This window comes from Roseimarinus sediminis (assembly GCF_050433125.1).
Lineage (GTDB): Bacteria > Bacteroidota > Bacteroidia > Bacteroidales > Prolixibacteraceae > Roseimarinus > Roseimarinus sediminis.
The window spans coordinates 63,014-85,034 of sequence record NZ_JBNPXV010000003.1; the positions used below are offsets into that span (position 1 = coordinate 63,014).

Genomic DNA, 22,021 nt, shown 5'->3' on the forward strand with positions numbered 1-22,021 from the left:
GCATCAGCTTTGAATGCCGTTTTCTTTTGCGAAATACCGACAGAAGGGCTTCAGTCCACATTGCTCACAAGCGGGTTTTCGGGCACGGCACACGTATCGACCATGCAAAATCAGCCAGTGATGTGCTTTTGGAACCAATGCCAGGGGAATATACTTCATCAGTTGTTCTTCGGTTTGCAGTGGTGTTTTAGCTTTCGTCGACAGACCAATGCGCTCAGCCACCCTGAATACATGGGTATCGACGGCCAGCGCAGGCTGATCGTAAACCACCGAGGCAATTACATTGGCTGTTTTTCGGCCAACACCCGGCAACTTCTGCAACTGAACAACATCCGACGGAACCACGCCTTCAAAATCGTCCGTTAGCATTTTCGCCATTCCAATCAGGTGTTTTGCTTTGTTGTTGGGGTACGAGCAACTGCGGATGTATTCAAACACCTCGTCGAAAGTTGCCTGCGCCAGCAGTTCGGCTGTGGGGAAACGCTCAAACAAGGGAGGCGTAAGCAGATTGACCCGTTTATCGGTGCATTGGGCCGATAAAATGACGGCCACCAGCAACTCATAGGCATTATCGTAATGTAGCTCGGTTTCGGCAACGGGCATGTTCTCTTCAAACCAGGCCAGCACCTTTTCAAATCGTTCTTTCTTTAACATCTTCGCTAAATATTCTTTCTATACGCAAAACCCGCCGGGTTTGTGGTGTAATTTTGAAACGGTCGTCGATACGCTTCCCAATGATCCAGGCGACTTTATTATCGGATACCAGCAGCCAGGCTGCTTCTTTTTCGGGTATTGAATATTTTTCGTCAATGAAAAAGTCGCTCAGTTTTTTATAGCCTTCCATTCCCAGCGGACGAAAATACTCTCCCTGCTGCCACTTACGGATAAGCAGCGGAAAGCTCAGCCGGTCGTAATCGAGCACGGCAACATTCCGATCGGGCGGAATACGATAGGAAGTATCATAGTCTTCAACTGTAATACTAAGCCTTTCCGGGTTTTCGATCAGTCGATCACTTTCTTCGATGTAAAACAGACTCTGCTCCTCCCCTTGCCGACGCGTTATGATCAGTCGCTTTCGATCGACCACCAGGCGATGCGTAGCAGAATAGAAGTTCCGTCCGGGTTCTCCTTTAAGTGCCTGTTCTATTTCGCCAATTACGGTTCCGTTAAAGAGGAAGGGACGCAGGAACTCAAACAGATAGGTCGAAAGCGGCTGAAATACTGTCAGCGCCTCCAGGTCGATCTCGATCCAATTTACCCTTTCCTGTACACACTTTCTCCGCGCTTCTTCAATTTTTTCAAGATACACCTTCTCTGCATCATTCAAATAGCCAATGGTTTGACTCACCTTGCTTCGGAAGGAGGGATTCAGTGTTTCGAAAAGCGGAAGCAGTTCATGACGAATCAGGTTTCTTTTGAAGCGGGTATCGTGATTCGACTGGTCGTAACGGCAAGTCAGCTGATGCTGTTCTGCATAGGCCTCCACGTCGCTTCGCGAGGCAAACAACAAGGGGCGGATTACTTTTCCGGCTTTAGGCTGAATGCCCGACAAGCCCCTGATTCCTGTTCCACGGCTAATGTTCAGCAAAAAGGTCTCAATGGCATCGTCGAGATGATGCCCTACGACTATCCAGTCGAAATCCAACTGAGTACGAAGTTCTTCAAACCACCGATAACGCAGTTCTCGTGCGGCCATTTCGATGGAAATTCCTTTTTCGGCAGCGTATTCTGTGGTGGCAAAGGAGTGAACAAAGCACTCATCTCCCATGTTGTCGGCAAGTTGCCTTACAAAAGCCTCATCGTCCATCGAATCGTTGCCCCTCAGGTTGAAATTGCAGTGTGCAATCACAAAATGAGCACCCAGCCGCTTAAGCAAATGAGCCAGCACCACTGAATCGATACCCCCGCTCACCCCCAAAATCAGGCGATGCGAAGGAACAAAAAGCTGCTGCTCTTCAAGATATGTTTTTAGTCGATTGTACACCGTTTGTGTTCTGGTCTATTTTTCAATATCCTGTACTTTTTCAACAATCTTCAGAATTACCTCCACTGCTTTTTCCATCGACTGAACAGGTACAAATTCATATTTTCCGTGGAAATTATGCCCACCGGCAAAAACATTCGGACAGGGCAAGCCCATATACGACAGCCGGGCTCCGTCGGTTCCGCCCCTGATGGCCTTTTTAATGGGAGTAATGCCACATTCCTTCATGGCTTGTTCAGCAATGTCGACCACATACATCACGGGTTTGATTTTTTCAAGCATGTTGTAATACTGATCCTTCATGCTCAGCTCTACAGTTCCTTCTCCATATTGTAAGTTGAGGTGATCAACAATGGCAGTAAACAGTTTTTTACGCTGCTCAAACAAATCGCGGTTATGGTCGCGGATAATGAATTCGAGGGTGCTTTCCTCCACCACGCCCTTCATCTCCATCAGGTGATAAAAACCTTCAAAACCTTCGGTGTGCTGCGGAACCTCCTGGGCCGGTAACATATTGAGCAACTGTTGTGCGATGAGCATAGAATTTTTCATCTTGTTCTTAGCAAAACCCGGATGCACGATTCTTCCGTTGATCTTAACGAAAGCGCTGGCTGCATTGAAGTTTTCATATTCGAGCTCTCCCAGTTCTCCTCCGTCGAGGGTGTAGGCGAAATCGGCTGCAAACTTCTCGACATCGAAGAAATCGGCTCCCTGCCCTATTTCCTCGTCGGGAGTAAAACCTACGCGAAGTTCCCCGTGAGGGATTTCGGGGTGCTGAACAAGGTATTCCATGGCTGTTACAATCTCAGCCAGACCCGCTTTATCATCGGCACTCAACAAGGTAGTTCCATCGGTGGTAATCAGTGTTTGTCCCTTGTATTTCAAAAGCTCGGGGAAAACTTCCGGATCGAGTTCAATGCCTTTTTCCTTATTCAGCACAATTTTGTCACCCTGGTAGTTCCCGACAAACTGAGGATTGATGTTGGTTCCTGAAAAATCGGGACTGCTGTCAACATGGGCAACAAAGCCCACCACCGGTACTTTCTTATCAATGTTCGATGGAAGTGTTGCCATCACGTAGGCTTTTTCATCGACCGAAACATTGCTTAAGCCAATCTGCTTCAGCTCTTCTGCCAATGCTTTCGAAAACTCAAGCTGGGTGGCAGTACTGGGATGCAAGCCGCTTTTAGGGTCCGAAGTGGTTTCTACCCTGATGTATCTTAAAAAACGTTCGACTACTGATGGTATCATTTTATTCTTATTTTATGTTTGATCAATACAAATTAAAGGAATCGCCGGCAATAAAAAAATGATCTTTTTTTAATCTTTATCGAACAATATGGATTGCTATTGTTTTATGTTATGAATGCATTTCATCAATTTTAAGTTTAGGTGATTTCGTATGGACTCTGCTCCAAAAATTGGACGAACCATGCTCCTTTTTCTATATTTGACCGTGTTACACTTTAAATCAAATTAACATGACAGTGAAAAAAACTTTTGGCGTTGGTATTGATTCTGAAAAAGATATTGTTAACAACAAGAAGCTGATTCAATACATTAATTTGAAGCTGGCCTCGCTGGGTTATCCTTATTACAAGGACGAAAGAACAGCACAGTTTCTTGAGATCGCTTCACCGTTGCTTGACAATTTCAGGGAGAAATCGAGAATATTGTCAACGCATTTGACACCGATCGGACAAAGGATTCAGAATTTCATCGATGATTTTCTGAATGAGGTTCCGGGTGAGAAAAACAATGCACTGCCACAGCATACGCTGGTTCTCGACACCCACGGACTGGCCCGCAGACTATCGTTGCCTCCCGATGCCGATATTTACGAAACCGACATTGTAAGGAGCTATCGGACCGCACAGGGAATCCTGCATAATCCCAAAGAAGATAAACGTACCACCAAGGGAGTTTTTCACATTTGTGAAGGAGGGCTTCCCATACCCGACGACAAGAAAGCTGTACCAAAAGTAACCTTTGCAAAATTGCTCGAGGCGGCTTTTAATCCCCCACGAGATCTGATGCGTTTACCTTACACTGCCTCCCAGAAAGATAAGGCAGAGTTGTTTGTAAGCTTGATGTTACGCCCGGTTGTGGTGCCTGAGGTGCCCGGTGTCATGAAAGAAAAATCGATGGAGATCCGTTTTTTTGCTCCCGGTAATCTGGTATGTAATCTCGATTTTGTTGAATCCATCTTCGGCAATGCGGGTGATCCTGATTTACCCGAAAACGATGCAGCCCTCGATGCTGAAAGCTGGACAGGCCACACCGGCTGTGTCATTCTGGCTACTCATCTTATCCATCTTAAAAAGAAAGATCTGGGCCTTCCCCACTATGACGATGCCACTGAACGTCAACGCAGGGATGGCATGTGCTGGAAACATGAAGATGAAAAATACAACGATGGTGGCGCCTTCAAAATTACAGCCCGCGACGAGCGGGGTGTTGTAATCACCATTATCGCCGACAACTACTTCGGATACTGCAAAAAAGAAGTAAAAACACAAATCAGCTACTCGGCCAACCTTTTTGGTCTGGCCGAAGAAGAGCATGCAGGTGGTGCCCTGGCTTTCCCAAGTTACGACCTGGGCGAACGCTTCCAGCACGACAGCCACTCGCTAACGCCCAATACTTCGTTCAAAGAGGTATTGCAGCTCTACTCCTACCTGATGGATGTTCAGCCAGAAGGTTACGGAATCGACAAGAATTATCCCAACATCATCTATGTTCCCGAAAATGCGCAGTTTAATCTGTTCGAGCAATCGGTAACATGGACCAAAAACGATGAGCAACATTCCATTAAACTGCTGCCTCAGAACTACTATGTTCTGCCCTCGGGTTACCGCATTCAAATGAAAAAACGACTGAACGGCAGCATGTGGCACCTGGTTGGAACAGTAGGTGAAGGTACTTTCTGCCACAAACCCTGCACCGTATCGGGCGGAGGAAAATCAGAAATTTCCAAATCGATACTCGATGCCATGATTCAGGGCTCAGTAATTGTTTCCGATTTACAAAAAGACCTCGATGCTGTTGAAGAAATCATTACAAAAGACTTTTCAAAGCGATTCAAGGTTACTCCCGATTACAAAAATACTTCTTCAAGAAAAATTCTTGATTCATCACGTTCACTGGGTTCAGTGATTAAACTCCTGACACCCGATGAAGAATACACCGACGAATACAACGAATGGCTGAATTCAATACCTCAGCGGATCAAGGACATCATTTACATTGTTAAAAGAAGGTATCACGTAGAAATGGGACAGCATTGGCGCGACTATTTCTCGGTTGACAAAGTGAATGGCTTGCCAGGAAATGAACTGAAATTCAACGGACGCAAACTGATTTCGAACTACCTCAGGGTAGGTCACGACCAGGACAATTCATGGCGGATCTTCCAGCTTCGTCAGGATTATTATGCAGCACAGAAGGTACAAACCGAAGATGATATTTCTGCCTCCATCGTACTGCCGGCCAATCAGCTGGAAAACCTGAGCAATAAATACAAAAATCCAAGTGTTAAGTTGCTTACCAATTGCGAGTCGCGCTTATTCCAGCGCCCCGACGACTGTGTGGTGAAAGGCTACGACAAGCAGGCTGAAAAAGATTTATCGACAGCTCCGGCTTTTCTTTCAAATTTTGAACCGCTCACACGCGATCAGGTTCGCGAAATCAAGGAAGACACCATTGGTTTTGATCTATACACCCAGCCTGTAAAAGACCTGATCAACAACTTCCTTGAAAGTGAAAGGCCTGAATACCTGGTGATCCCGTCGGAACCACGACTGGTTAACGGGGTGCCCTCGGCCAATCCGCGTTACCTTCAGGTACGTCCCGATTTGGTCAATCCGATCGATCGTTACCTGGCTGAAACCAGCACCCGTTTTGCACGCAAGGTACCCATGAACAAACCACTCTATCTGCCAGTCAATTCAGTTCTTCCCGGACGCAGAAACAACCCTGCCGAAAAGAAAAACAATGTACCACCGCTGGCCATCTACAACCCGATCCACTATCAGGAATTGCCAGAGTTGTTCATCGACTTTATATGCAGCGTAACAGGTAAATCACCATCAACCACCGGATTTGGATCAGAAGGAGCACTCACCAAGGGGCCTTTCAACAACCTCAGGGTATCGGCGGACCTGAACAACGCCCTTCTGTCATACATCCTCACCGATTATAAACCATTTTCATCGGCTGCCGGATACATTGGGCCAAAATACAAGGTCGATCATGACATCAGCCTTTTAATGCCTGAACTGATCTCGCGGATGACTGTTGAGGAACGTGAACCACAATTCCTGATCGAAAATGGCTATCTCGAAAAGGTGGAAAATTTTGAGCATGAAGGAAATAAAGTTGAAGCAAGTTTACTGGGATATCGCATTACCCTTAAGTTTGTTCATCATTTCATGGGCCGGATCTTCAGCAATCCGAATGCTGTGTTTAGTCAGGAAATGCTGAAACCCGAACTACAGGACATGGAAACCTTTGTGGCTTCGATGCAAAACCTCACCATCACCCAAAAGCGCGTAGCCGAAGGTATGATGAAGGATGGCACTTACGAAACCCTTTGCCCTCCGCTTAAGGCGCTGGTTAAGATCATGATCGACGGCAATTATGAAGGCAAGGACCGCAAGCATCCGGATATCAGAAATATGTTCACCCGTGACTATGTTCTGAACAGTGAATGGTACAAGCAGCGCTTAATTGAAAAGCAGAGGAAAGAAATTGCCTTCTGGAAAGCCGACGTGGCCTATCTTGAAAAAGTATTGAAGATGGAAAACTACCGGGAAGCAGCCGAGCGGCTGAATCTTGTCAAAAAGCTCCAGGAAGCAAATGACAACCTTGCCAGGGTTCAAAAACCAGCCTATCTCAAATCGTTAGAGGGAACGCTGGGTGCCGACCCAATGCAGGAATTAAAAAGCGATAAATAATAAGCTTACTAAAATAATGAACAAACAGCCGGGGCACTCATCCCGGCTGTTTTTTTGAAACACCATTTAGTTTTGAACATTATTTCACGAAAACAACAATTATTTGTGAAATTAGCAACTGAAAATTTATATTTGCATCATCATTTAAAATTGTTCGGGGTGTAGCGCAGTCCGGTAGCGTACGTCGTTCGGGACGACGGGGTCGCAGGTTCAAATCCTGTCACCCCGACCAATCAAAATAAACCTTTCTGCTGTAAGCAGGGAGGTTTGTGTTTTATGGAGGCTAAGCGAAGCTTAAAGCCGCAATAAAATACAAAACCGAAGTGAGCGAAGCGAACAGGGTTATTTTTTTGATTCACCTCCCCCCCTTTGGATTCATCGTCAGATAATTCCTGTCACCCCGACAATCAAAATAAACCTTTCTGCTGTAAGCAGGGAGGTTTTTTAATTGAATACCCCCCTTTGGATTTATTGCCGGGTAAGTCCTGTCACCAAACTTCCAATTAGCTGATATGACGGAAATGCTATGCTAGATCAACAAATTATTAAACTGCATTTACCCGCTTCAAAAGCCATTTCACAATTGGCTTAATTGGTTAATTTCGCGCCCTCAAATTCAACTAACAAAACACATCAATGAGTACACAGAAATTAGGAAATCCGGCGGTAGTGGGCCTTGCCGGTTTTGGTTTAAGCACATTGCTTTTGCAGATTCACAACATTGGCTTAATGGGTATTGGCCCGGTATTATCGATGGGACTTATTTTTGGAGGTCTGGCCCAAATGATTGCCGGTTTTATGGAACAAAAAGCAGGCAATAACTTTGGTTTTAGTGCCTTTGTTGCCTATGGTTCATTCTGGATCGGACTTGCCATAATTTGGTTACTTAACCATTTTAATGTTTATTCTGCTTCGCACTCCGATGTGGGCTGGTATCTTGTGGCATGGACGCTTTATACCGCAATTCTTACCATCGCTTCTTTATATATTCACCGCGCCATGGCAATTACCTTTATCCTTCTTGAAGTTGGTTTTATTTTGTTGGTCATCGGGCATTTTGGATTTCCGAAAATGAATGTTGTTGCCGGTTATGAATTAATTTTGTGTGCCTTGTCAGCATGGTATATGATGGCAGCCATTATCATCAACGATTTAGCTGGTAAAATCGTTCTGCCGTTGGGGACACCAATTATTAAGAAATAAATATTTATATTTACTGGCAATCAGAATGTTTATCATTCATTATAGTGTTTACAAATTCTTCAAGCTATATAACCTTAAACATTGAATTATGAAAACATTTTACATCCTGCTTTGTCTGCTTCTTAGCGGAATGCTTGCCAGTGCACAAAGTAACTTTTCTGGTACCTGGTCCCTGTCGAAAGACAAAAGTAAACTGAATGCCGAATACAGCATGGCTCCTTTTAAACTGGTAGTTCAACAAAACGATCAAGTTTTAAAAGTAGAGCGGCATTCGAGTTTCCAGGGAAACAATTTCACCACAAGCAGCGAATATGCCTTGGATGGAAGCGAAAGCATTAACGAAGGCTGGCAAAACATGAAAATCAAATCGACCTGTCAGTGGAATGAAGCAAAAAAAATACTGACCATTCAATCAGTCTTCCCAACGCAGGATGGATCGGAAGTTAAGGTCAGCGAGAACTACTCACTGGTCAACAACGAGTTTACCATTCATTCAAAGGCCTCCTCGTCGTGGGGCAATTTTGAAGAAACCTGGGTTTATGAAAAAGAGTGAACACAGTTGAATCGATTTAAAAGGAAGTTCCATCGGGGCTTCCTTTTTTTTGAATTTCCCCTCAATGGCAGCTCAAGACGATAGTCCATCGCTTCAGCAGATGATCTTACCCGACACCGTGCCTTTCATCTCTTCCATGAGCCCCTTTTCCACGATATTGCTTATCTTTCGTCACGAAATAGAAAATATCAGCTTATGTACCGTTTTGTTCTTCTCTTTTTGTTGGCACTGACTTTTCAAGGTCATGCACAGGTAGCATACGATTTATATGTGGCAGCCGACGGATCGGCCCAATACACCAGCATTCAGGCTGCAATTAACGACAGCAAGGCTTTTCCCGACAAACGAATTACCATCCACATTGCCAATGGTGTATACATGGAGAAGGTCAGGGTGTATTCTTGGAACCCTCTGCTTACACTCGAAGGCGAAGATCCCGACAGCACCATTATTACCTTCGACGATCATTTTAAGAAGATTGATCTGGGTCGCAACAGCACCTTCCATACCTATACCCTGAAAGTAGAAGCCAACGATTTTATTGCACGCAGGCTTACCATCCGCAACACGGCAGGGCCCGTCGGGCAGGCAGTTGCATTGCACATCGAAGGCGACCGGGTTCATTTCGAAGATTGTCGTATCGAAGGACGTCAGGATACCTTTTACGGAGCCGGTGAAGGAAGACGACAGTATTTCCGGAATTGTTTCATTAGTGGCACCACCGATTTTATTTTTGGTGAAGCTACCGTCGTATTCGACCAATGTGAGATCCACAGCCTTTCCAACTCCTATATTACAGCAGCCAGTACGCCGAAAGAAGAACCCTTTGGCTTTGTATTTCTGAATTGCCGGTTAACAGCAGCCGGTGGAGTCGATCAGGTGTATCTGGGCAGACCCTGGCGCCCCTATGCCAAAACAGTCTTTATTCACTGTGAACTGGGAGAACATATTCGCGCTGAAGGCTGGCACAACTGGTCGGATGCTTCGCGCGAAAACACTACTTATTATGCCGAATACAGGAACACCGGTCAGGGTGCTGCAAGCGAACAACGTGTTGATTGGATGAAGAAGTTAAGCAAAAAGGAGGCGAAAAAATACCGCCTGAAAAAGATCTTCGGTGAGTGGAAGGATTAAAATAAGCCCCAATAGTACAACTCAGGCACATTGCTTTTTCTGAGAAAAAACAGCTATACTTTCAGAAAAATCTTTTTGCGGTACATAAGCCAAACAGGCAGAAAGCAAAGAAAGGTGAAGAACAGTGCCCACAGGAGGGATGCCAGATTGGCCGGCATCAATGAAACAGCCACTTCCATGAAATGCGACTGAAGACTTGCTCCGCCAATTTTCAATCTTCCCAACGGATAGAATAACAAATAATGGAGCACGTAGGCAGTGATGGCATTTGCCCCGAATACAATACCCGGAAAGGCCCAGCGCTGCCAGCGGTTCACATCAACAATAAAGATCAGCACACTCCACAATACAGCTGCCAGTCCGGCAGTAAGCAGCACAAACGATGAGCTCCAGATATTTTTATTTAGCGGGAAGAAAGCAGAGACAACAATGCCTGCAAACAGAAGGATGTTACCATATATTCCCATGCTTTTGATCATTTCAATTTCGCTCTTTGTCTTTTGTATTATTTGAGCGGCAAACATTCCAAACAGTGTTGTTACAATGGCCGGAAAAGTACTGAGCAAGCCTTCGGGATCCCAGTTTCCAAAGTATTTTTTACCAGGCAAGCATTGGGCATCAACCCAGGCGGCCCAGTTCATTTCAGCCGTCAACACTGCCTCCTGTTCACCAGGTACAGGCACATACACCATTAAAAGCAGATAAGCCAGTAAAATGAAGATGGCAATCACCCAGCGATACAAAGAGGATACAAATAGGAAAAGCAAAGCCCCGGCCAAATAGCACAGTGCAATGCGTTGCAAAACACCGGCCAGGCGCAAAGGGAACTCAAAGCCGGCCGACATCCAGTTCAATAAAATACCCATAAGAAAGATCAGCAGCGAGCGATACAGTATTTTAGGAAGCATTGACTTTGGTGAAATCCCCTGCCCCAACCTTCGTCCAAGCGCCAAAACAATTGAAGCACCCACAATAAAAAGAAAGAAGGGAAATACCAGGTCGGCCAGGGTTAAGCCATTAAATTCGGCATGCCGCAAGGGTGGATAAATATGGTTCCATGAGCCTGGGACATTCACCAGAATCATTCCTGCCACGGTAAACCCCCTAAGGGCGTCGAGTGATACAATCCGCTGATTTTTTTCCATGTGGTATAATGAGAATTATTCAAACTCGCTAAAAGCAGGCTGTTGGTGCGCTCCTGCTTATTCAGTCTGCTGTTCGCTTTCCTTTTCCTTTCTGTAATTCAGTTGTAATGTTCCGAGTCGCTGATAATGCTTTTCCATGCGCTGTAAAAAGCGATGGTAGTCACGGTTTTCCTGTTTGGTCCAGAGCACTTCACTCATGGCACTCAGGCGTGGAAATACCATGTATTCAACATGATCCGATTCGGGCATGTATTCGGTCCACACGTTGGCCTGCCCGCCCAGTATAAAGTGCCGTTTGTTTTCAGCCAGTTTCTCAGGAGTTGGCGACCAGTTATAAATATCTTCCATGGTAGTCAATCCCCCGATGGCCAGTGGCTCACCAGCCGGATCAGCCTGGTAATGATCGAGGTAACAGATATCGTTGGGACTCATCACCACATGGTGTCCCATCGAAGCTGCTTCGATGCCACCTTCTTCACCCCGCCACGACATTACCGCAGCGTTTTCAGCCAGTCCGCCTTCGAGGATCTCATCCCAGCCAATCAGTTTCTTTCCCCTGGCATTCAAATATTTTTCCATGCGCTGAATAAAGTAGCTTTGCAATTCATGCTCGTCCTTAAGACCTTCGTCTGCAATGCGCTGTTGACATTTGGGGCAGGCCACCCAGCGGTTTTTGGGACATTCATCACCGCCTACATGAATGTATTCACCAGGGAACAATTCAATCACTTCGCTTAAAACATTTTCAAGAAACTCAAAAGTTGCCTCGTTGCCGGCACAAAAAACATCTTCGGATACGCCCCAGCGGTTAAAGGCTTCAGGTTCCCCGTTGCAACTCAGTTCAGGGTATGCAAGCAATGCCGCCACGGCATGACCCGGCATTTCTATTTCAGGTACGACGGTAATACCCAGCCTCTTTGCATGGGCCACCACTTCGCTGATATCCTTTTTGGTGTAATAGCCGCCATAACGTTTACCATCGTAGCGTTCGGGCTGCTCACTGGCATGACCAATCAGCGTTTCATCGCGCCATCCACCAATTTCTGTCAGTTTAGGATACTTTTCAATCTCGATCCGCCAGCCCTGATCATCTGTCAGGTGCCAGTGAAAGGTGTTGAGCTTGTGGGCTGCCATGGCATTGAGCATCTTTTTGATAAATGCCACATCATGAAAGTGACGGGCCACATCGAGGTGCATTCCCCGCCAGGCATAAGCCGGTGCATCGTTGATTACTACAAAAGGCAATTTCATACCTGCTTCGGTCATTTGGGCCTGATCGACCAACTGTAAAAAAGTTTCAAAGGCATAAAAGAAACCATTGTAATCGGCAGCTTTCACCGCAATACCCTGCTCATTGATCACCAGCTGATAGCTTTCGCCAGCCATGCTTTCGTCTTTCACAATGGTAATTCGCGCATTCTTACCACCATGTTCCAACTGAATATTATAGCGCTGATACAGGATGCGCGCCACGTGGCCTACCGATAAAAAATCGTCGTTAACCTGCATGTCGTCTCCGCTTTTCAGATAATAATATCCATCTAATACCTCGAGTTGGTTGGGCATTGGAATGAGCGACAGATCTGTATTATTTTCCTTTTTGCATGCCAACAAGGTAGTTAACAGCATGACTATCACAGTTATTTTTTTCATAAGATCAGTTCTTGTTAGAAGTTCAGTAAGAGCTAAAAATATAAAAAAACGCTCAATTAATTCCATTCTGTAACGCGATGTCCCAAAATGAACCTGATCAAAAACAAGATAAAGCACACAAGTTGCTGTTCTCATGACACTTAAAACAACTGGCATATATCTTGCTAAACAAAGGGCAAATCAATCAAAAGAATGATGAAACAGATGATAAACAAGCAGATGCTGAAGTTAAATGCCCTGATAGAGAAACTGCATACTTACATCACTACCAGACCCGTAGCCTTAGCGCCGGTAACGGTACGTCGGAATAAACGACCAATTCGCAGTCGATAAGCTGGAACATAAAGAAGGCTGCCCGCAAAAGGCAGCCTCCGGTATTTCTGACATTAAAAGTGTTTTAATTGTAGCCCAACAAATCTTCGAGCTGCTGGTGCAGGTCTTCACCACGCAAATTGGCAGCTACAATACGGCCTTCGCTATCGACCAGGAAATTGGCAGGTATTGAATTTACAGCATAAGCCTTTGCAAATTCATTGCCCCAGCCCTGCAGGTCGCTAACATGCAACCAGTTCAACTGGTCCTTTTCAATGGCCTCGAGCCAGTTTTCCTTGCTTTGGTCGAGCGATACACCGAAAACAGTAAAGCCCTTATCTTTGTATTTTTCAAAAGCGTTCACCACATTGGGATTTTCGGCCCGGCATGGTCCACACCACGAAGCCCAGAAATCAATCAGGGTATATTCATTTTTACTGTACACTTCTGAAAAGCTGAGCGGATTTCCATCTGCATCGTTTTGGGTAAAGTCGGGGGCAATTTGGCCCACATCAACTTTTTGAAGTGCTTTCACGCGTTCCACCATCATGTCGTACGAACGGGTTCCGGCGAGCGATGGATCAAGCTGAGCCAGTAATTCGGCCAGCTCTCCCGCTGTTTTGCCATACTGAATTCGGGTTAACAGGTGTCCGGCTACCGGCGAGGCAGGATGCTCGATCATGAAGGTTTTTTGAAACAGCCCGATGTTTTCGTACAAGCTATCGATATGCGCTTCGCGTGCTGCCTTTTCTTCTCCGTCGGGCAAAGCACGCATGGCATAGTATTCCTTCATCATGTAATCGTACAAGCGATCGTATTTTTCCTTATAGCTATTGTAAAGGCTTTGGACTTCCCCTCCGGTGATTTGTGCATTGGCCAGGGTCGAATCGACCACCACACTAAAACGCTCATTTTCGAGAAAGAACAATACTTTTTCGCGCTCAGATAGGCTCAGATAGTATTCATCGATGCCATCGACGGCACCTTTGAAGCTGAATTCACCCTTGTCGTTTACCTCGCTGGTATCGATGTTAACAAAGGATCCGTTGACCCTTTCCTGAAGAAAGACGGGTCCACTTATTTCCTTTTTGAACTCGCCCTGAATACGGTATTCGTTTTTGGGACTACAGGCGGCAAAAAATAGAATTAGAATGATCAATACACTGAATCGCTGCATCATGAATTTTTATGTTTTAATTGGTATAAATAATGTTGAATGCCTGATTTCAAACCTACAAAAAATTAATGAGGCTTAAAAACAAGCTTTGCCAGGCTTGACCAGAGCCTTCATCGCACTGTTTTACAGTTTTAATCGATTCGGACTTTGATCCCGAAACCAAGGCCCATGGCACCATAAGAAAAAAACTGATTCCACAGGCGCTGATTCTCGGGCACGGGCAATGAAGTCTCATCCTTCAGGCGAATTGTTGTTCCGTCGAATTCCTTGATTCGTCCGGGCTTATAAATCATGCTTTGATAAAATAACTCGACAAACAACGAGAAGGTATCACTCATAGGAAAGTTAAATCCTAGTGCTCCGCTGTATCCCACCGGAATATTCCCCCTGTATTTGTCTTCCTCGCTTCCCGAAATCACTTTCAGCAGAGGAAAACCGGCCAACAAACCCAGTCGGGCATAAGGCTCCAAATCGTTATTACTGGGTACATTAAAGGTGAGTGCGGGATGAAAACTGATGAGTTTCCCCACATAGTTCCGGTCGTTAATCAGCTGATCGACAAAAACGGAACGTCCGTTCTGAAAGCCAAAATCGGCTCCCACTTCCAGGTAGTCGTTCAGATACATGGCAGCCCCCAGTCTAAAATCAACATTTCCGCCAAAGCTGGCATAAATATTTTCGACCGAGGAAGTAGTATAGGCTTGTTCGAGCAATAAAGGCTGGCTTCCTAATCCATAGCCTACTCCGGTTTTAATGGTCAGCTGGCCAAACATGGCCAGAGGGAGAAATACAAGCATTGTTAAAAATGATCTTTTCATTGTCGTGATGGTTTTTATCAAGGTAGTTTCAAGCTATTCATTACTGCCGGATCAAATGTATTAAAAAAAAGAATACCCAAACAAAAGTGCAATCCAATATTCTTATGAGTAAAATAAAGTACCTAATGTAAATAAAACCCTCATTAATAGAAAAAGGCCATCAACGGTAAACCGCCAACAGCCTCTTATTATATTTGTTCTGCAATATCTGTTTATACAACGCCCTGAGCAATCATGGCATCGGCCACTTTGATAAAGCCTCCGATATTCGATCCTTTCAGATAGTTGACATAGTTCTCATCTTCACGGCCATAAGTTACACAGGTAGCGTGAATGCTCTTCATGATCTGGAGCAAACGCTCGTCAACTTCTTCGCGGGTCCATGGTAAACGCATGGAGTTCTGAGTCATTTCAAGACCCGAAACGGCTACTCCGCCTGCATTCGCTGCTTTACCCGGAGCATATAGAATTTTAGCATCGAGGAAAACGTCGATGGCTTCGGGGGTTGAAGGCATATTGGCACCTTCGGCTACTACGTAACAACCATTGGCTACCAGAACCTTAGCATCATCTTCGTTTAATTCGTTCTGGGTTGCACAAGGCAAAGCCACATCACATTTTACGCCCCATGGAGTTTTACCTTCAAAATATTCAACATTGTATTTTTCGGCATATTCGCTAATACGACCGCGTTTGATATTTTTCAGGTGCATTACCCAGGCCAGTTTTTCTGCATCAATTCCATCCTTGTCGTAAATGAAACCTGAAGAGTCAGACAGGGTAACTACCTTTCCTCCCAGTTCAAGCACTTTTTCAGCGGCATATTGTGCTACATTACCTGAACCGGAAATGGCCACTACTTTATTCTGGAAGCCATCGTTGCGGGTGGTCAGCATTTCCTGAGCAAAATAAACAGTACCATAACCGGTTGCTTCGGGACGAATCAGACTTCCTGAATACTCAATGCCTTTTCCGGTCAGTACGCCTGTAAATTCGTTACGAATGCGCTTGTATTGTCCAAAGAGGTAACCAATTTCGCGGCCACCCACACCAATGTCACCTGCAGGTACATCGGTATTGGGACCGATATGACGTTGCAGTTCGGTCATAAAGCTTTGACAAAAACGCATTACTTCGTTGTTCGATTTCCCTTTGGGATCGAAATCCGATCCACCTTTTCCGCCGCCCATGGGCAAAGTGGTTAAACTATTTTTGAATACCTGCTCGAAAGCCAGGAATTTGAGAATACCCAGATTTACAGTGGGGTGAAAACGCAAGCCGCCTTTGTACGGGCCAATGGCACTGCTCATTTCGATACGGTAACCACGGTTAATTTGCACATCGCCATTGTCGTCGATCCATGGAACGCGGAAGATAATTACCCTTTCAGGCTCCACCATCCGTTCGAGGATTTTATTGTTCAGATACTTTGGATTTTCGCTAATAAAAGGCATCAATGAAGTGGCAACTTCCTGCACTGCCTGGTGAAATTCCGATTCGTTGGGATTTTTGGCAATTACCTTTGCCATCAAATCGTTTACTTTAACATTCAATAGATCTGCCATGCTAATTCAACTTTTAGGGTTTAATGATATTATAACTTTGAAGCCGGGGCCAATCTGGTGACGCTGATCCGGAAAACATGACAAAAATAATATCACTTTTGCTGAAAGCTGAAAATGCTTCAACGATTACGTGTTTCACCTAGGGGGAGAAGAAAACAGAACAGAGCTGTCGCATTTAAATTTCGATGATGTTGTTTTTAATGGAGAACTTCACCAGGTCGACCATGCTTTTCAGTTTTAGTTTTTGCATGATGTGATTTTTGTGTGATTCGACGGTCCGGACGCTGATAAAAAGTTCATCGGCAATTTCCTGGTTGCTCAAACCATTCCCCCATTGCTTCAGAATTTCAAGCTGGCGCTCACTCAGCTGATTAATGGCCTCGTTATCGCCATCACCCTGGTCCATTTTATTAATGTACTGATTGAGCACCATTTGGTTGATTGAATTATTGAAGTAATCGAAACCATTCCTTAAGGTATAAATGGCTTCAATCAGATCGTTACGCGATGCATCGCGTCCCAGAAAACCCCGTGCTTTCGATTTCACAATTTTAAAAACCGTTTGGTCCGATGTATCGTATGAAATGATGAGCAATCGCAATTTAGGATTGATGAGTGAAAGTTGAATGATCAGATTCATGCTTCGCACCGAAGTATCGTGCAAATGAATTAAAAGTACATGCAACACCGGATTTTTTGCCTGTTCAAACAGGCGGGCCTTTCCTGAAGTACAAAAAAGAATTTCAAAATCGTTGACCGGCAACAGCATCTCTTGAATACCCTGCGCCATCAGGCGGTGCTCATCGTATATTCCTAAATTGATCATTGTGATTATTTCAGGTCTTCATCGAACAGTACCACCGAGCGTTTACGGCGGCCGTCCATAATTACATTTAAAGGCTTTTCGAAACGGACATGGGTAAAGTGCGCTGTCTTTTCAATCACTTCCTGACGTTCAAGTACCTCCCACTTTATAAAATCGGTAGCTGAAGAATGAAGCACCGAAAAATAGCCAATGTTCATCGAGGTTACATTGTGAAAAAAGTGCGATCCCAGCGATGAATCGAGCGGGAAGTTATCGAGACTGGTTTCAACAATTACCCTGGCATTCGAAATTTGTGCCCAGTTTACCGGTATCCCCAGAAACTGATCACGCGTACCCCAGCGACCAGGACCGATGAGCAGGTATTTTCGTTTTTCCCTGATCATCTTATGATTCAGTTTCTCTATTTCAGCCACCATGTCGATGGTTTTCAATTTATCAAAACTTTGAGGTGAAACAAAAATCACATCCTTCAGTTGTTTATTCTCACCATTTCCAAGGCTTTGCGAAGTATGAAGCAACATTTTTTCAGAAGCAAAACGGCTGAAATCAATATTTTGGTTGTCGATACTGGTTAACAGCGGCTTGATTTGCAAAAGATAAAAAGTGGGCAGCTGATGCTTGCCGGGTGTCAGGTCCACTGCAAATTCAATTTCGACCGGCGAACCAAAGGCTTCCTCCACGGCCTTCAAAATGGTCGAGATGGTTTCGGCAAGTGGAATCTGGTCGTACTGCAGAATGTTGGCAAAATCGACAATGCGTGGTCCATAACTGCTCAGTCCTGGTTCAATGGTATCGTTTTCGGCATTGTAAACCGAAGCACAATGGGTTAAGGTGCCATGCGCCTCGGCTACATCGAGATCGAGCGTTTCGATGGTGGCCGACTCCCCCTGTTCCAGCAGATCGATGTCGAAATCTTCGTTATTCAGCGCAAAAAACTTCAGCTGGGTACTCTTCAACAGGTTCTTAATGTCGTAAACCGAAATTTTGGGATAAGCCGGTGAAAAGCGGTACGATGGCATTCCGTTCACCACATAGCTTCCCAAACCAATGGCACTGATGGCAAAACCTTCTTCGGGTTTCATGCGTGCCACAGGATAATAGTTGTACGACTGAGCCACCCCGCTAATGTGCGGATAATAGTATTTGTCGTGTTGCGAACCAACCAGTTCCTGAAGAATAATCGCCATTTTCTCATCTTCCACCTTATGATCGATGGCCTCGAAGTAAGTTCGGGCCTGATCGGAAAAGATGGAAGCATAAATCATTTTGATGGCGTTCGACAGCAATTCGATGACCTTCTTTTTATGCCGCTTGTCGTTGGGGATCAGATAAGTGTCAAACACGCCCGAGAAAGGATGAGTTATCGAATCTTCCGATGTACTTGATGAGCGCACGGCAATGGGCTTTTCAACCTGATTGATGAACACTTTAAGTTTTCGGATGAGTGATGCAGAGAGTTTGCCTTCGAAAAAGTGCTGACGCAGTTCGCGGTACGATACTTTTGGATCGACTATTTTTTCGAGTAGATTATTGATACTGATAAACTTCTGAAACTCGTTGGTTCCGATGATGACCGTGATGGGAGTCGAAATATTGATTCGCGACTTCAGTTTGGAAAAGTCGTAATTGTAAATCAGTACATTGATAAAGGCCAGTCCGCGTCCCTTCCCTCCCAGCGATCCGGTGCAAAACGAAACAATGTTGCGCTCGTCGAGCGAGGCCGTTTCGTCGAAACTCATGATGCGACCCCGCTTTTTCTCTTCGCGGTAGCGATGGATGGCTTCGAGAAAGAATTTCCGCGATTCGGCTACTTCTTCCATTGAATGCAGCGGAATGGGATTCAATGTACGTGCCAACTGTATTTCACCACGGGCCATGAGCCACAGCGATAATTGGTTTTCGCGGGCATGAACATAGAATGACTCGTCGGGAATGGTTTTCAGCAGACTTTCAAATTCTCTGAGTGAGCGTGCTACAGCAATCTTCTCGTCTTTAAGATTTCTGAATACAAACGAGCCAAAACCCAGATAGTTTTTCAAAAATATTTTTAAATCATTCAACAGGGTATCCGAGTTTTTATCCATAAACAAGGCACCAATCTTCTTTGCAGCAAAACGATTTTTCTCTTCCGACGACTGCAACACGATGGGCAGGTTATGGATTTTGCTTCGTGCATACTTCAGGAATTTAACCCCGGCCTTGTTGTCTACCTGGCCAGCTCTTTCAAACTCTACATCGGAAATAACACTCAACAGGTGGTCCTTGTATTTATTGAAAATAGAAATGGCTTCTTCGTAATTGCGGGCAAGCAGTACTTTGGGTCGCGAGCGCATGCGGCTGATCTTGTCGAGTTCGTTTTTCTCCACTTCGGGTAAAATACGCTGTACCTGATCGAAAACAATGCTGTAAAGCATCTGAAGGTAACGTGAATAGTAAAGTGGTGAGTCCTCAACAATAAGGATTACCCGTACAAGCCCTACCCGGGTATCGTTTTCAACATTGATGCGGTCTTCGAGCGATTTCACCATGGCAAAAATAACCAGTGAATCGCCATTCCACACAAAGAGTTGATCGATGGAGTTGAGCTGAGGCACCAGCTCTTCAAAATACTTCAGATTGCTCTTTTTGCTCAGTAAAAGGAAAACAGGCATACTGCTGTTCTTTTCCTTGATTTTCTTACTCAGGTTGATGGGGGCTTTTCGATCGAGGCCAGCCATCAGAATCACCATGTCGAAGTTGGTAGTTTCGAGCACTTCGAGTGCTTCCTCTTCGGTAGAAACACCGGTTATACGGGGCAGGGAAAACAGGCTGTACTGATAAATTTCACCCATAAATTTTTCGAAGAAGGAATCTTCGCTCTCAAGCATGAAGGCATCGTACAAGGTCGAAACAAAAAGAATGTGTTTTACCTTGTATTTCATCATGTCGAGGTAGATGTATTTTTCGAGCGATTGCTGATTGAAATACAACTGCAAGGGCTTCTTATTTTTTACCATCGATTTCCGAAAAGCTTCGGTTTGCACATGCGTATCAAACACAAGCCCTTTTTTGCTGATAATTTCGAAGCCTTTGTAACTGTTCAGATAGCCACTTACCATTTTCCCTATATTCTTCAGCAGGTTTCGTTCTTCCAATAAAAACGGCCCTTCGTAGGCATTGGGAAATTCTTTCAGGTAAGCTATTTCGATACTTCCCTTTTTATTATCGATGGTAAACAGCGGTTCTTTCTGCATCCATTCGCTTTCAATAAAACCAGTGCTGATGTAGGGTTTACCCTCAAAAATAATCCGGCAGGCGGTGTATCGCGGGTATTGCCACGAGTGCGGAAGCAAATTGGCTATGCGCTGGAGTGCTTCATCAATGCTGTTTCCTTCTTCAATTATCTTTGAAGTCTGATTGATGGCATTCAGTTCTTTAAGTCGCTCGGTATTCATTTTATGCAAAGTGCCAAACAAATCACGTACGGCCCTACCCGAAATCAAAGCAGCCAGATTGATGAGCATGTTGCGCTCTTCCTTTAAAAAAGGGCCTTCATCGGCTTCAGGAAAGTTACGGGTGTAAAAAACTTCGATTAATCCGCGCTTGTTCGACACCGACTGGAAGGGCTGACTGATAAGCCAACCCGATTCAGCAAAATCACTGCTCTCATAAGTAGTTCCATAATAAGTGATTCGAACGGCGGTATATTCAGGAAACTGAAAAGAATCCTTCAGTACCTGACAAATTTTTGGAAGTGCATCACTCAGCGTTTTCGACTTTTTGAGTAGCTCCGAAGTTGTATTGATCCCTTTGAGTTCTTTCAGTCGTTCCGAATTATCACGAATCAGTTCACGCAATTTATTTCGGGAGGCAACTCCGGAGATAAACAAGGAAAGTGTCTGCAAAAAATTACGTTCTTCTTTTAAAAAGGGGCCTTCATCGGCTTGTGAAAATTTTCGGAGGTAGTACACTTCGATACTTCCCTCTTTTTTATCGGGAGTTTCAAAAAGCTGTTGCTGACACCAGCGGCTTGTTTTGAAATTCGGACTGGTAAACACTTTCCCGTCGTAGCTGATTCGCACCACCGTAAACTTAGGATACTGCCAGGCTTCGGGCAGGTGCATACACAGTTCCTCAAGTGCCTGAAAAATTGAATCTCCCCTGCTGAGTATTTCACTTGCTTTTTCAATTCCGCCCAATTCCTTTCTGCGTTCGCGATGCTGAAGATTAATGGCCTTGAGGCGAAAACCGGAAATCGAACCACGAATTAAAGAGCACCAATGTGGCAACAAATCTTTAACGGCCAGGTATTCATCGTTTCCAGGCGATGATGCCCGGATGGCATCAAAGAATAACTCAAGATTGCCCCCTGTTTCATCAGGCGTCCCAATATCGCCCCTCAGTTCCATGCTGCTTATTTCAAAGCCCTTGCTGAAATATTCATTGCCATCATAGCTAATTTTAACCCCGACAACAGCCGGCATGGTATGCTGCAGCAACTCATTACATACCCCTTTCAGATACGATGTCAGCCAGCTTTTCGATTCGGCCAGGCTGGTAATAGCCATCGCTGCCATGTGCAGTTGATGATTAAATGCTTTGATATCATTTTTATCACGCTCTGTTCTATAGGAACTGTTATCTTTCTTCATGAAACTTTCTTTTTGCCACTTTGCGTGCATAATTTAACCAATCGAAACACAAGAAACAACTGTTC

Annotated in this window: 14 protein-coding genes and 1 tRNA gene; 5 read left to right on the forward strand and 10 right to left on the reverse strand. The window is 44.9% G+C overall.

The features are described 5' to 3' along the window. Positions 1-3: 3 nt before the first annotated feature. Genes nth through pepT form a run of 3 tightly spaced genes read right to left on the reverse strand, consistent with a single transcriptional unit; the run spans position 4 to position 3,235 of the window. Entirely contained in the window at positions 4-654 is a 651-nt protein-coding gene (gene nth / locus FHS86_RS04910; protein WP_429411738.1) for an endonuclease III, read from the reverse strand. Beyond that, entirely contained in the window at positions 632-1,984 is a 1,353-nt protein-coding gene (gene tilS / locus FHS86_RS04915) for a tRNA lysidine(34) synthetase TilS (RefSeq protein WP_429411740.1), read from the reverse strand. Before tilS ends, nth begins: the two co-directional genes overlap by 23 nt. A 15-nt stretch (positions 1,985-1,999) precedes the next feature. Continuing rightward, on the reverse strand, positions 2,000-3,235 hold the full coding sequence (gene pepT / locus FHS86_RS04920) for a peptidase T (protein ID WP_429411742.1): 1,236 nt from the start codon (positions 3,233-3,235) through the stop codon (positions 2,000-2,002). Between the two features lie 230 nt (positions 3,236-3,465). On the opposite strand from pepT, the gene FHS86_RS04925 reads away from it, so the two are divergent. The 5 genes from FHS86_RS04925 to FHS86_RS04945 all read left to right on the forward strand — a co-directional run bounded on the left by FHS86_RS04925 (position 3,466) and on the right by FHS86_RS04945 (position 9,829). Next, the gene (locus tag FHS86_RS04925) at positions 3,466-6,939 is read left to right on the forward strand and encodes a hypothetical protein (protein WP_429411744.1); all 3,474 of its coding nucleotides are present in this window, start codon (positions 3,466-3,468) and stop codon (positions 6,937-6,939) included. A 155-nt stretch (positions 6,940-7,094) separates the two neighbouring features. Beyond that, positions 7,095-7,171: transfer RNA gene (locus FHS86_RS04930), tRNA-Pro, on the forward strand. Between the two features lie 404 nt (positions 7,172-7,575). Continuing rightward, a complete protein-coding gene (locus FHS86_RS04935; RefSeq protein ID WP_429411746.1) occupies positions 7,576-8,142 on the forward strand; it encodes an acetate uptake transporter in 567 nt (188 codons plus the stop codon). An 88-nt stretch (positions 8,143-8,230) separates the two neighbouring features. Next, entirely contained in the window at positions 8,231-8,695 is a 465-nt protein-coding gene (locus tag FHS86_RS04940) for a hypothetical protein (RefSeq protein WP_429411748.1), read from the forward strand. 195 nt (positions 8,696-8,890) lie between these two features. Further along, positions 8,891-9,829 carry a pectinesterase family protein gene (locus FHS86_RS04945; RefSeq protein WP_429411750.1) on the forward strand — a complete coding sequence of 313 codons (939 nt, stop codon included), beginning with the start codon at positions 8,891-8,893 and terminating at the stop codon, positions 9,827-9,829. Between the two features lie 53 nt (positions 9,830-9,882). Here FHS86_RS04945 and FHS86_RS04950 read toward each other — a convergent pair whose 3' ends face one another. The 7 genes from FHS86_RS04950 to FHS86_RS04980 form a co-directional block, all read right to left on the reverse strand. Further along, positions 9,883-10,974, reverse strand: coding sequence for an acyltransferase family protein (locus FHS86_RS04950; RefSeq protein ID WP_429411752.1), 1,092 nt, complete (start codon positions 10,972-10,974; stop codon positions 9,883-9,885). A 57-nt stretch (positions 10,975-11,031) separates the two neighbouring features. Next, the gene (locus FHS86_RS04955; RefSeq protein WP_429411754.1) at positions 11,032-12,627 is read right to left on the reverse strand and encodes a beta-N-acetylhexosaminidase; all 1,596 of its coding nucleotides are present in this window, start codon (positions 12,625-12,627) and stop codon (positions 11,032-11,034) included. A 397-nt stretch (positions 12,628-13,024) separates the two neighbouring features. Continuing rightward, positions 13,025-14,119 carry a redoxin domain-containing protein gene (locus tag FHS86_RS04960; RefSeq protein ID WP_429411756.1) on the reverse strand — a complete coding sequence of 365 codons (1,095 nt, stop codon included), beginning with the start codon at positions 14,117-14,119 and terminating at the stop codon, positions 13,025-13,027. A 128-nt stretch (positions 14,120-14,247) separates the two neighbouring features. Further along, positions 14,248-14,934 (reverse strand): hypothetical protein, encoded by a 687-nt coding sequence (locus FHS86_RS04965; protein ID WP_429411758.1) that lies wholly within the window; start codon positions 14,932-14,934, stop codon positions 14,248-14,250. 212 nt (positions 14,935-15,146) lie between these two features. Continuing rightward, positions 15,147-16,499: an NADP-specific glutamate dehydrogenase gene (gdhA, locus tag FHS86_RS04970; protein WP_429411760.1), complete on the reverse strand. Its 1,353-nt coding sequence runs from the start codon at positions 16,497-16,499 to the stop codon at positions 15,147-15,149. 175 nt (positions 16,500-16,674) lie between these two features. Continuing rightward, complete coding sequence (locus FHS86_RS04975; RefSeq protein WP_429411762.1) at positions 16,675-17,325, reverse strand: response regulator transcription factor; 651 nt, start codon at positions 17,323-17,325, stop codon at positions 16,675-16,677. A gap of 5 nt (positions 17,326-17,330) precedes the next feature. Continuing rightward, positions 17,331-21,956, reverse strand: a complete 4,626-nt coding sequence (locus FHS86_RS04980) for a PEP/pyruvate-binding domain-containing protein (RefSeq protein ID WP_429411764.1) — start codon at positions 21,954-21,956, stop codon at positions 17,331-17,333. Positions 21,957-22,021 lie beyond the last annotated feature (65 nt).